General features: G+C 67.4%; 10 protein-coding genes. All 10 read left to right on the top strand.

Going from position 1 to position 12,367, the window contains the following annotated elements:
• The first annotated feature begins 21 nt into the window (after positions 1 to 21).
• The 10 genes from ACX25U_RS36010 to ACX25U_RS35965 all read left to right on the top strand — a co-directional run bounded on the left by ACX25U_RS36010 (position 22) and on the right by ACX25U_RS35965 (position 12,359).
• Complete coding sequence (locus ACX25U_RS36010) at positions 22 to 837, top strand: enoyl-CoA hydratase/isomerase family protein (RefSeq protein ID WP_454386271.1); 816 nt, start codon at positions 22 to 24, stop codon at positions 835 to 837.
• A 10-nt stretch (positions 838 to 847) separates the two neighbouring features.
• Positions 848 to 2,293 carry an aldehyde dehydrogenase family protein gene (locus tag ACX25U_RS36005; protein ID WP_454386269.1) on the top strand — a complete coding sequence of 482 codons (1,446 nt, stop codon included), beginning with the start codon at positions 848 to 850 and terminating at the stop codon, positions 2,291 to 2,293.
• 39 nt (positions 2,294 to 2,332) lie between these two features.
• Positions 2,333 to 3,217, top strand: a complete 885-nt coding sequence (locus ACX25U_RS36000) for an NAD(P)-dependent oxidoreductase (protein WP_454386267.1) — start codon at positions 2,333 to 2,335, stop codon at positions 3,215 to 3,217.
• Positions 3,214 to 4,029: an N-acyl homoserine lactonase family protein gene (locus ACX25U_RS35995; RefSeq protein WP_454386265.1), complete on the top strand. Its 816-nt coding sequence runs from the start codon at positions 3,214 to 3,216 to the stop codon at positions 4,027 to 4,029. The genes ACX25U_RS36000 and ACX25U_RS35995 overlap by 4 nt, the downstream gene beginning before the upstream one ends.
• Positions 4,030 to 4,049: 20 nt before the next feature.
• Complete coding sequence (locus tag ACX25U_RS35990) at positions 4,050 to 5,201, top strand: acyl-CoA dehydrogenase family protein (RefSeq protein WP_454386263.1); 1,152 nt, start codon at positions 4,050 to 4,052, stop codon at positions 5,199 to 5,201.
• The gene (locus ACX25U_RS35985) at positions 5,201 to 7,306 is read left to right on the top strand and encodes an acetate--CoA ligase family protein (RefSeq protein ID WP_454386261.1); all 2,106 of its coding nucleotides are present in this window, start codon (positions 5,201 to 5,203) and stop codon (positions 7,304 to 7,306) included. The genes ACX25U_RS35990 and ACX25U_RS35985 overlap by 1 nt, the downstream gene beginning before the upstream one ends.
• A 52-nt stretch (positions 7,307 to 7,358) precedes the next feature.
• Positions 7,359 to 8,930, top strand: coding sequence for a class I adenylate-forming enzyme family protein (locus ACX25U_RS35980; protein ID WP_454386259.1), 1,572 nt, complete (start codon positions 7,359 to 7,361; stop codon positions 8,928 to 8,930).
• A 58-nt stretch (positions 8,931 to 8,988) separates the two neighbouring features.
• Positions 8,989 to 9,801: an MBL fold metallo-hydrolase gene (locus tag ACX25U_RS35975; protein ID WP_454386257.1), complete on the top strand. Its 813-nt coding sequence runs from the start codon at positions 8,989 to 8,991 to the stop codon at positions 9,799 to 9,801.
• A gap of 40 nt (positions 9,802 to 9,841) precedes the next feature.
• Entirely contained in the window at positions 9,842 to 11,401 is a 1,560-nt protein-coding gene (locus ACX25U_RS35970; protein WP_454386255.1) for a class I adenylate-forming enzyme family protein, read from the top strand.
• Between the two features lie 196 nt (positions 11,402 to 11,597).
• Positions 11,598 to 12,359, top strand: a complete 762-nt coding sequence (locus ACX25U_RS35965; RefSeq protein WP_454386254.1) for an electron transfer flavoprotein subunit beta/FixA family protein — start codon at positions 11,598 to 11,600, stop codon at positions 12,357 to 12,359.
• The last annotated feature ends 8 nt before the right edge of the window (positions 12,360 to 12,367 follow it).

Here is a 12,367-nt window from a genome sequence, read left to right as displayed (position 1 = left end):
CCACCACGAAGGGACGATCTCATGCTGTCCACGTATGAGCAGTTCTCCAGTCTGAAGTTCGAGAACAACCACCCCGGCGTGCTTGAACTCGTCTTCGACGGCCCCAACCTCAACGCGGTGACCGAGCAGCAGCATCGCGAGCTGCCCCTGATCTGGCAGGTCATCGACCGCGACCCCGAAGTCCGGGCCGTCCTCGTGCGGGGCGTCGGCAGGGCGTTCTCGGCCGGCGGCAGCTTCGACATGGTAGAGGCACAGATCGCCGACCACCGGGTCAACATGCGCGTCATGCAGGAGGCCCGAGACCTGTACTACAACATCGTCGGCTGCTCGAAGCCCATCGTCTCCGCCATTCACGGTCCCGCTGTCGGAGCGGGCCTGGTCGTCGCGCTCATGGCCGACATCTCGGTCGCGGCCAGGGACGCACGCATCATCGACGGACACACCCGTCTCGGTGTCGCCGCCGGTGACCACGCCGCCGTCGTCTGGCCGCTCATGTGCGGTATCGCGAAGTCGAAGTACCTCCTGATGACCTGCCGGGAGATCTCCGGGGAGGACGCGGAGCGGGCGGGACTCGTCTCCCTCACCGTCGACGGGAACGAGCTGCTCGAGACCGCCACGACCATCGCCAATGATCTTGCGGCCGGCGCACAGGACGCCATCCGATGGACCAAGCAGGCGATCAACGGCTGGTACCGCCAGGCGGGACCGATCTTCGACGCCTCGCTCGGCCTGGAGTTCCTCGCCTTCAACGGCGCCGACGTCGTCGAGGGAGTCGCCTCCCACCGTGAGCGCCGGGCCCCGAAGTTCGCTCCGGCCGCATCCCATGAAAGCGCCTGAGGCTCCCACGGTGGACGTACTTCCCGAGATCCTGACCGCCGTCGTCGGAGGCGAATGGACGTCCGCCGGACCCGACACGACGGTCCGTCCAGTGCACGACCCGGCGACCGAGCAGGTCATCGCGCAGTTCGCCGAGACCCCCCTGGACCTCGTCTCCGCAGCGGTGGAGAACGCCCACGCCGCGTGGCGCGGCTGGGCACGTCTGGCACCGCTGGAGCGCGGGCGCATTCTCGCTGGGCTGGCCGACGCCGTTCGTGCTCACGCGGAGCTTCTCGCCTCGCTGGAATCCGCCGACACCGGAAAGCCCATCTCCCAGGCCAGGGGAGACATCGCCGTCACCGCCCGATATCTCGAGTACTACGCCGGCGCGTGCGACAAGTTCGGTGGCACGACCATCCCGCAGGCGAGAGACACCTTCGCCTACACCGTTCGGGAGCCGTACGGAGTGGTCGCCCACATCACCCCGTGGAACGCCCCGATCAGCCAGATGATGCGTGGTGTCGCACCGTGCCTGGCCGCCGGGAACACGGTCGTGGTCAAGCCGTCGGAACTGACTCCGCTCACCACCAGTCTCGTCGCGATCCTCATGGCCGAGGCGGGGCTGCCGGCAGGAGTGTGCAACATCGTCCTCGGTGACGGGCCGACCGTCGGCGGCGCTCTCGTCGGGCACGAGCTGGTCCGGCACGTCGCGTTCACGGGATCGGTGGCCGCGGGCCAGAGCGTGGGCCGGATCGCCGCCCAGCGGATCGTGGGCTGCCACCTCGAGCTCGGGGGCAAGTCGCCGACGATCGTCTGCGCCGACGCCGACCTGGGACGGGCCGCGCGGGCCGGTGCCCTCGCCGTCATCCGGAACTCGGGCCAGTCCTGTTTCGCCACGACCCGGCTGTTCGTGCACCGTGACGTCCACGACGAGTTCGTGGAGCGGGTCGGCATCGAGATGCAGGGACTGACGGTCGGCCGTGGCGCGGACGATCCCGACCTCGGTCCTCTCGTATCGGCGGCGCAGCGCGAGAGGGTCCTCGGGATCATCGATCAGGCCCGGACGGACGGCGCGGAGGTGATTGTCGGGGGTCGCCGCCCCGTGGGCCGTGACAAGGGCTTCTTCGTCATGCCGACCCTCGTCGCGTCCGTCACCAACGACATGGCCGTCGCCCGGCAAGAAGTGTTCGGCCCCGTGCAGTCCGTCATCGCGTTCGATGATCTCGATGAGGCGATCCGGCAGGCGAACGACACACCGTACGGGCTGTCGGCGGGTGTCTTCACCTCCGACATCGGCCGGGCTCATCGTGTCGCCCGGGAATTGCAGGCCGGTCAGGTGCAGATCAACCGCTATGCCGGTGCGGGCGTCGAAATCCCGTTCGGAGGATTCAAGGCCAGCGGCATCGGGCGGGAGAAGGGCTTCGAAGCGCTGCTCGGCTATACGCAGGTCAAAAGTGTGATCGTCGCCCTCGACTGAGCACTGACAAGTGCCGTCAGATCAACGGAAGGAAACCGCATGGCCAGTAATCGCACTCTCGGATTCATCGGTCTCGGCGTCATGGGAGGCCCGATGTGCACCAACTTGGTGACCCGGTCGGGACACGAGGTGGTCGCCTTCGACCGGGATGCTGAGGCGCTGGACCGAGTCGTGGAGGCCGGTGCGACACGCGGTGCGAGCGTGGTCGACGTCGCCGAGCGGGCCGACGTCGTCTTCCTCTCGCTTCCGAGCATCGTCCAGGTGGAGTCGGTCGCCGGAGAGATCCTGTCCGCGTCCAGCCGGCCCGCGGTGGTCGTCGACATGGGCACGAGCGACGTCACCCGGACCCGCGTCCTCGGTGAGTCCCTGGCCGGCGATGGCGTCGAACTGGTCGATGCCCCCGTGGCCCGGCTGCGCCAGGCCGCCAAGGACGGCACTCTGCTCATCACCGTCGGCGCATCGCCGGAGCGGTTCGCCGACCTGAAACCCCTCCTGTCCTGCATGGGGTCCGACATCGTCCACGCCGGCGCGCTCGGCGGTGGGCAGGTCATCAAGATCCTCAACAACATGGTGGTGTTCCAGACCATGAACGCCTTGGCCGAGGCCCGTGCCATCGGCACCGCGGCGGGTGTGGACCCGAAGCTGCTCTTCGAGACGCTCACCCTGGGATCCGCGGACAGCTTCCTCCTGCGCAAGTCGGCACTTTCGACGCTCGCCGTCGACAACTTCCCGGTCAAGACGTTCCCGACCGTGTATGCCATCAAGGACCTGAACCTGGCGCTGCAGCTCGCACGGGACGAGGGGGTGCCCACGGCCGCCGCGGACCAGACCATGGCGTTGCTCGAAGCCACCCGGGACGCCGGTTACCGCGACGAGTACTACCCCGTGATGGTCAAGCTCATCGAAGAGGGCCGACGGAAATGAGCGGGACTCACGAGGTCGTCGCGATCCGTCTCGGGCACGTCGACCGGGTCGCCCGGGACAACTTCCTCAGCGACCCGCACCTGTCGGGCCCGATGCGACTCGACTTCGACATGTGGGTCGTCCGGGGCGAGGACCGGATCGTTGTGGTGGACACCGGGTTCAGCCGTGCAGCGGGTGACCGCCGTGGCCGCGTGCTCGAACGCCGGCCGGCCCAGTCCCTCCGCGAGTTGGGAATCGCGCCCGGGGAGGTCACCGACGTCGTGGTCACGCACCTGCACTACGACCATGCGGGGAACCTCGGGGACTTCCCCGACGCTCGCATCTGGGTCCAGCGTGCCGAGGTTGCCTACGCCACCGGGGACAAGATGCGGCATCGGCAGCTGTCCCACTTCTTCGACGCGGACGACGTGTGCGACATCGTACGCCGGACGTTCGACGGCCAGGTCCGGCAGATCGACGGCCGGCACGTACTGACGGATGGCATCGAACTTCACCGGGTCGGCGGACACACTCCCGGACTGCAGGTGGTCCGCGTACGCACCGAACGCGGGTGGGTCGTGCTCGCCTCCGACGCACTCCACTACTACGCCAACTTCGAACTGAGGAATCCGTTCCCGTCGATCGTGGACGTGCCCGTGATGATCGACGCCTTCGACACCATCCTCGAACTGGCCGACGGACCAGATCATGTCGTGCCGGGTCACGATCCGGCCGTTATGGAGCGTTACGGCGCCGTCTCCGACGACCTTCCCGACGGAATGGTCGCGCTGCACCGGCACCCCGCACCGCGGAACACGCTTTCCCACCGTTGACACATTCAGGAGACATCGCCGTGCAGTTCTGCCTTCCCGATGAGATCGAGGACTTCCGTTCCTCCGTGTCGGCGTTCGCGTCCAAGACGCTCGCGCCGGATGCCCTCGCCCGGGCACATGCCCCCCAGTTCCCGTGGGATGTGGCTGAACTGATGGGACAACAGGGCCTGCTGGGCCTCACCATCCCCGAGGAGAAGGGCGGGCAGGGCGCGTCGTTGCTCGCCGCCGTCGTCGCCATCCAGGCAGTCGCAGCGCACTGCCCCCGTTCCGCCGACGTCATCCAGGCGGGCAACTTCGGAGCCATCCGGACGTTCGCCGAATACGCGACACCGGAGCAGCGCGAGAAGTACCTTCCTTCTCTGCTGTTGGGCAAGTCGGTCATCGGCTTGAGCATGAGCGAGCCCGAGGCCGGCTCGGCCGTGACCGACCTGCGGACGAAGGCCGAGCGCAAGGGCGACGGATTCGTCATCAACGGCACCAAGGTGTTCGGTACCCACAGCGCGGACGCCTCGGTGTACCTGGTGTACGTGCGGTTCGGCCCGGGTGTGCAGGGCATCGGCTCCGTACTCGTCGACCGGAACACCCCCGGCCTGACCGTCGGGAAGCCGTCGCAGTTCATGAACGGCGAGCACTGGTGCCAGCTGTACTTCGAGGACTGTTTCATTCCGGACTCCCAGGTCCTGCTCGGCGAGGGCGGCTTCAAGCGGCAGATCGCGGGCTTCAACGTCGAGCGGCTCGGCAACGCGTCCCGGTCGCTGGCGGTCGGACGCTATGCCTTCGACGCCGCCGTCCGGCACGCCAAGGAACGGGAGCAGTTCGGGCGGCCTCTCGCGGAGTTCCAGGGGCTGCAGTGGATGTTCGCCGAACGCGCCGTCCAGCTCGAGTCCGCGCAGCTCCTGCTCTACCGTGCGGCAGCCGTCGCGGACGGCGAACTTCCGACGGCCTACGACACCGCCGTCGCGAAGTACGCGGCCAACGAGGCCGGCTTCGGTGCCGCGGATCTCGCCGTTCAGGCCATGGGCGGCACCGGCTTCAGCGAGGAGTCGCTGGTGGAGTACTGCTTCCGGCGCACGCGAGGCTGGAAGATCGCGGGCGGTTCCACCGAGATCCTGAAGAACCGCATCGCGGAGACGGTGTTCGACCGACGGTTCAGCCAGAGGGCGGGCAAGTGATGAGTCGCGACACCGGAGAACGTCTCTACGAAGCACTGGTCCGCCCGAAGACCGTCGCCATCGTCGGCGCCTCGGACGACCCGGCGAAAACCACCTCGCGTCCCCTGAGGAATCTCACCGGCAACGGCTGGGCGGGCAACGTCTACGCCGTCAACCCCAACCGCGAGACCGTCGGCGGCCGGCCCGCATACGACGCGATCGGCGAGGTACCCACCGTCCCCGACCACGTCTTCGTCCTCACCGGTACGGACCCGGCGATCGAGGCCGCGCGCGAGTGCGCGCGCATAGGGGTTCCTGTGGTCACCATCATGGCCGACGGATTCGTGGGTGGCTCATCGGCGAGCCGCCGGCGCATGGCGGCACTGGAGGAGATCGCCTCCGACGGGCGCACCCGCATCCTCGGTCCCAGCAGTCTCGGGGTGGTCAGCACCGCCCAGCACCTGGTCCTGACCGCCAACGCGGCCTTCTCCGAGCCGCTGCCGGCCGGGGGCGGGATCTTCGCGGCCTCCCAGTCCGGCAGCGCCATCGGCGCACTGGCCTCGCGGGGCAAGGACGCGGGCATCGCGTTCCACACCATGATCTCCACCGGCTCCGAGGTCGATCTCTCGTTGGGGGAGGTGTGCCTGGCCTCGGTCGACGACCCCGGGGTGACGAGCTACGTCCTCTTCCTCGAGAACCTCCGCCACGCAGGCGACCTGGCCGCCTTCGCTCGGGCCGCCGCCGAGCGGGGGAAGCCGGTGCTGGCGTACAAGCTCGGGCGCTCGGACGCCGCTGCCGAGCTCGCTGTCTCCCACACCGGTGCTCTCGCGGGGAACGACGCCATTGCCGACGCGGCGCTCCACGATCTCGGCATCACACGCGTGCACACCTTCGACGCGCTCTTCCAGGCCCACTCCCTCGCTCGTAGTGCCCGTGCGCTCGGAGCTGTGCGTTCCGCCCCGCGGGTGGCGGTCGTGTCCACCACGGGTGGTGGAGGCGCGATGATGGTCGACTGCCTGGCGATGGCCGGCGCCGCGCCGGCCCGTCCGAGCGAGGAGACCCGGGCCAGGCTCGCCGACGTCGGCATCGACGCGGGCGGCGGCACTCTGGTCGACCTCACTCTCGCCGGCACTCGGTACGAGGTGATGAAGTCCGCGCTCGACATCCTGCTCGCTGCCCCCGAGTTCGACGTCGTCGTGGCGGTTCCGGGCTCCTCCGCCCGGTTCCATCCGGAGCACGCCGTCAAGCCGATCGTCGACGCTGCCGGCGGCGGCAAGCCCCTCGCCGCGTTCGTCGTGCCCTCTGCACCGGATGCGCTGCGCATGCTGCGCGGCAGCGGTGTCAGCGCCTTCGAGTCTCCGGAGGTCTGCGCGGACGCGATCGTCTCCGTCTTCTCCTGCCGCGCTCCCCGCCTGGACGTACTGCCGTCGCGTCCGGCTCCGCCGGCGACGAGCGTTCTCGACGAGCAGTCGTCGTACGCGGTGTTCGCCGAGTTGGGCGTTCCCCACGCGCCGTTCGAGGTTGTCGACACCGCTGGTCCCTTCGCGGAGATGCCGGTGAAGACACCGGCAGCCGTGAAGATTCATGCGGCAGGACTGGCACACAAGTCGGATCTCGGCGGCGTCGTTCTCGGCGTCGAGGACACCGACGGTCTGAAGTCCGCCGTCGACACCATCGTCTCGTCGGTCGGCCGGGCCGACCCGACGGTGTCCACCGGCCACGTGCTCGTCCAGCAGATGGTTCGAGGACTTGGCGAAGCACTCATCGGATTCCGGGTGGACCCGGATGTCGGCCCGATCGTGCTCCTCGCCGCGGGAGGAGTACTGGCGGAACTGCACAACGACCGCAGCGTCCGCCTGGCTCCCGTCGACGCGGACACGGCACAGGAGATGATCGACGAGGTCACTGCGTTCCGCGCGCTCGCCGGATTCCGCGGGTTGCCCAAGGGAGACCTCGCGGCGCTGCGCGATGCCGTGGTCGCGGTGTCCCGCGCTGCCGGACTCGTCGATTCCGGCGTGGTCGAGCTCGAGGCGAACCCGGTGATGATTTGTGCCGAGGGGGAGGGCGTATTCGCCGTGGATGCCGTCGTCCGGATCGCAGGCAACGACCTCTCCGACCCCGCTTGATCACTCTCCACCGTCGCAGTGACCGTCAGCAACACGGGACAAAGGAGTTCCCATGGACGTCAATCACATCGTGGATTCGCCGTTCCGGGCGCTGCCGCGAGGCGATAAGGACCGGCCGGCCCTGTCGATCGACGGAAACGAATGGTGGACCTACACCGACCTTCGTGCTCGTCGTGATCGCTACGTGAAGATCCTCAGAGAAGCCGGAGTCGCCAAGGGCGACAGGGTCGGAATGATCCTGCTGAACTCGCTCGACTATGTGGCCCTGTACTTCGCGATCGCGCGCATCGGCGCGATCGCGGTCCGGCTGAACTTCCGACTCGCTCCCGCGGAACTCTCCTTCCTCATCGAGGACTCGGGGTGCGAGGTCGTGGTCTTCCACTCCAGCCGCAGGGGACAGCTGGACCCGGTGCACGGTGAGCTCCCGGTCCGGACCTGGTTCTGCGTGAGGGACGACGAGACCCCGATACCCGAGTGGGCCGTGGAGCCCGACCTGGCCTCTCCCGGTGACGGATGCGACGATCTTCCGCGGCCGTCCGGAAGCGACCCCGTCATGATCATGTACACATCCGGGACGACGGGCCGGCCGAAGGGTTCGGTCTGGACACATGACAATGCCCTGTGGTTCGCCGCCATCCAGGCCATGCAGTGGGGATTCACCACCGACACCGTGACCATGACGACGGGGCCGCTCTATCACGCGGGCGCTTTTGAGTGCTTCACCCTGCCGGCGCTCATGGTCTACGGCAAGGCGGTGATCATGTCCAGTGGCGGGATGTCCGCCAAGCGGATCGTGGACACGGTCGAATCCGCCCAGGTCACCGACGCACTGCTCTACCCGTTCCTCATCTATGAGCTGCTCTCCCTGGGGGCCGAGGAACTTCGCAAGCTCGACACCTTGAATCTCATCATGTCCGGCGGCGATCCATTGCAGAAGTGGGCGATCGAGGCATTGGGCGAGCACCTGCCGAACGTGGTCCTCAACAAGGGCTTCGGCCTCACCGAGGGCGGCGGGCAATCCGCGGTCCTCGTGCATGAGTTCAGCCGGAGCCACTCGGAAACCGTGGGCCGGCCGCTTCCCCTCACCGAGATCCGCGTGGTCGGCCCTGACAACACCGACGCCGCCCCCGACGAGGTCGGAGAGATCTGGGTCAAGTCGCCCGTGGTCTCCGGGCTCTACTGGAACCAGCCGGAAGCCACGAAGGAGGCCTTCGTGGACGGCTGGTGCCGTACCGGCGATCTAGGCAAGATCACACAGGACGGTTTCCTCGTCGTCAGCGGACGCAGCAAGGACATGATTCGCAGCGGCGGCGAGAACATCTATCCCGCGGAGGTCGAAGCGGTCCTCTCCCGGCATCCGCGCGTCGGTGGCATCGCCGTGGTCGGGGTCCCCGACAAGAAGTACGGGGAGGTCGGCTGCGCGGTCGTACTCCCCGCCGCGGACGCCGGCCCGCTGCACGAACTCGAATCGTCCCTCAGGGATCTGGCCACCTCGCGGCTGGCCAAGTACAAGTGCCCCCGTCATTACGTCTTCGTCGACGAACTGCCCATGAACCCCTCCGGGAAGATCCTCAAGCACGTACTGCGCGACGCCTATGCGTCCATCGAGGCCCCGGCCACCTGAAACACGGCGCCATCACAAGGGCGTCGCCCGAATCAACTCCGTAAGAAGGGTATTCACCATGCGCATCGGAGACATCGAGGTCCTGCCCATCCTGGACGGGGTCGGCCAGGAGGACCCCAACCACATCCTCACCAGGCCGGGCGCCGACGATCCCTGGTCGGCCAAGGGCGAGGCTCTCGACGAGCACGGGCACCTCTACTTTGACATCGGTGGCTTCCTCATCCGCACCGGTGACCGTATCGTCGTCGTCGACACCGGAGTGGGAACCGTGAAGGACAAGCTCCTCGGACACGGGGGCCGGTACACCGGTGGCAAGTTCCTCGACTCCCTGCGCGCCCACGGGGTCGAGCCCGAAGACGTGACGGACGTGCTGCTCACCCATCTCCACTTCGATCACGTGGGCTGGACGACCCAGAAGGGGAAGATCGTCTTTCCCGGGGCGACGTACCGCACGCACCGGCTCGACTGGGAGCACTTCGTCGACTCGCCGGATGCCGACCCCGGTGCCGTGCGCAAGCTGTCGCCGCTCGTCGACCAGCTCGAACTTTTCGACCGGGACGTCACCCTGGCTCCCGGCGTCGATGCCCTGCACAGTCCCGGGCACACGCCCGGTTCGACGGTGTACGTGATCTCCGGCGGAGGCCGACGAGGATACCTCCTGGGAGATGTCGTGCATTCCACCGTCGAGCTCGAGGAGCCGGACTGGCGTGCCCTCTTCGACAACGACCCCGAACTCGCGTCGCAGACCCGTAATCGGCTCGCCGACGAGCTCGCCGCCAGTGGAGACCTGGTCGCCGGAGCGCACTTTCCCGGGTTGAACTTCGGACGCGTTGTTCTGACCGACGGGCAGCGGCGATTCTGCTCACTCTGAGCAGCCCGGCATCACGCCGACCACATACGAAAGGACGACGATGGCCACCTACGGAGAGCAACTCACCGTCGGGCAGATTCCACACCTGCACGCCCAGTCGCACCTGCTTCGTCACAAAGCTGCGATCATCGAGGGCGACACGCGCCTCACCTGGGTGGACGTGAGTGCGCGTACGGCGCAGCTGGCCAACGGGCTGGCGAATCTGGGGGTACGCAAGGGCACCAAAGTCGCCGTGATCCTCACCAATCGTGCCGCGTATGTGGAGATCGTCTACGCGGTAGCCGGGCTGGGCGCGGCGGTCGTGCCGATCAGTTATCGGTTCACCCCCGGGGAGATTGCCTACGCGGTCCGCCACAGCGACGCCGAAGTGGTCATCGTGGATGGGCATCTCGCCGGCACGTTCGCCACGGCCCACGAGAGCCTGGCGCACATTCCCGCCGACCACGTGCTCGTTGTCGCCGACGGGGACACGGCATCCGGTTACGTCGACTACGAGACGGTCCTCGCTGATTCGCCGACGGATCTTGAGTATCTGGAAGCAGATGAGTGGGACGTCTATCATCTGGCGTTCACAGGGGGCACCAGCGGTGAGCCCAAGGCCTGTGAAATCCCGCAGCGGATCGCCCGGCAGGGATGGTACGACATCACCGTCGAGGTGGGTAATCGGGCGAGCGACGTCACCGTCATCGCAGGGCCCTTCTACCACGGCCTCGGGTTCACCTGGGGGCTCCAGCAGCTCATGGTCGGCGGAACCATCGTCATGCTCCGGGAATTCGATGCACGCGGACTCCTGCAGACGATCGAACGTGAACGGGTGTCGTTCATCCCCATGGTTCCGACGATGTTCGAAATGCTTCTCGAGGTACCCGACAAGGACTCGTTCGACATCGGGTCGGTGCGTCGACTGATGTCCGCCGGCTCGCCACTGCTCACCGCGACCAAGGAGCGGCTCCTGGAGTTCTTCCCCCATGCGGGACTCTACGAGCTCTACGGCTCCACGGAGGCGGGCTTCTTCAGCATCCTCAAGCCGGAAGACCAACTCCGTAAGGAGCGCTCGGCGGGCCTGCCGTACTTCGGATGCGAGTTGCGGATCCTCGACCCCAACGGTGACGACGTCCCGGTGGGAACGGTGGGGAAGATTTACAAGCGGGGACCGAGCCTGGGAGCCAGGTACTACAAGAACCCGGAGGCCACCGAGGAACAGTTCCGAGGGGAGTGGATCTCGAGCGGGGACCTCGGCCGATTCGACGAAGAGGGTTACCTCTACGTGGTTGACCGGGACAAGGACATGATCATTGCGGGCGGAGTGAACATATTTCCGACCGAGATCGAGGATGTGCTCGTCAAGCACCCGGACGTCGTCGAAGCCGCCGTCATCGGTCACCCCGACCCCAAGTGGGGCGAGATCGTCGCCGCGTATGTAGTGATGCGGGATGGGATTTCCGTCCCCGAAGAGGAACTGGATGCCCTGTGCCGGGAGAAGCTGGCCGCCTACAAGAGACCGCGTAAGTATCTGGTTCTCGACGAGTTGCCGAAGAACGCCTCCGGCAAGCTCCTCAAGCGCATGCTCAAGGCCCAGGCGGCCAAGGGCGGGACGTGACGAACAGGCGGTCGACGAGCTTGTTCCGACCGTCGTGTTCGGCCTCGACCGAACCAGGCATTTCACAGCTCCGGTGATCCCCGCTGGTTGCCGGCCATGACAGTCGATGCGGGTTCATCGGCAAGCATCCGGCCAGAGAGATCGCATCACCACGGAAAGAGAAGATCGGGTAAGGACATTGAAGATCATTGTGTGTGTGAAGTACGTGCCCGACGCCACGGGCGACCGGCACTTCGCCGATGACCTGACCGTCGACCGGGACGACGTGGACGGTCTGCTCTCCGAGCTGGACGAGTACGCGGTCGAGCAGGCGCTGCGGATCGCGGAGAACGCCGACGACGCCGAGGTCACCATGCTGACGGTGGGCCCGGAGGACGCCAGGGACGCGCTGCGCAAGGCGCTGTCCATGGGCGCGGACCGGGCCATTCACGTCGAGGACGAGGACCTGCACGGCACCGACGCCCTCGGCACCTCGCTGGTGCTGGCCAAGGCGATCGAGAAGGCCGGGTTCGACCTGGTGATCTCCGGCATGGCCTCCACCGACGGCGTGATGGGCGTCGTACCCGCGCTGCTGGCCGAGCGCCTGGGCGTCCCGCAGGTCACCCTGCTGTCCGAGGTTTCGGTCGCGGACGGCACCGTGACCGGCCGCCGCGACGGCGACGCCGCCTCCGAGCGGCTGCAGGCCTCCCTGCCGGCGGTGGTGTCGGTGACCGACCAGTCGGGCGAGGCCCGCTACCCGTCCTTCAAGGGCATCATGGCGGCCAAGAAGAAGCCGGTCACCTCCTGGGACCTGTCGGATCTGGACCTCGACGCCGGCGAGGTCGGCCTGGCGGGCGCCTGGACGGTCGTGGAGTCGGCCGCGGAGCGTCCGGCCCGCACCGCGGGCACGATCGTCAAGGACGAGGGCGAGGGCGGCCGGCAGCTCGCCGAGTTCCTCGCGGGCCAGAAGTTCATCTGAGCCGCAAC

This window comes from Streptomyces sp. JNUCC 63 (assembly GCF_054366325.1).
The sequence above is the reverse complement of the archived record's forward strand: the minus strand, read 5'-3'. Positions and strand labels throughout refer to the sequence as shown.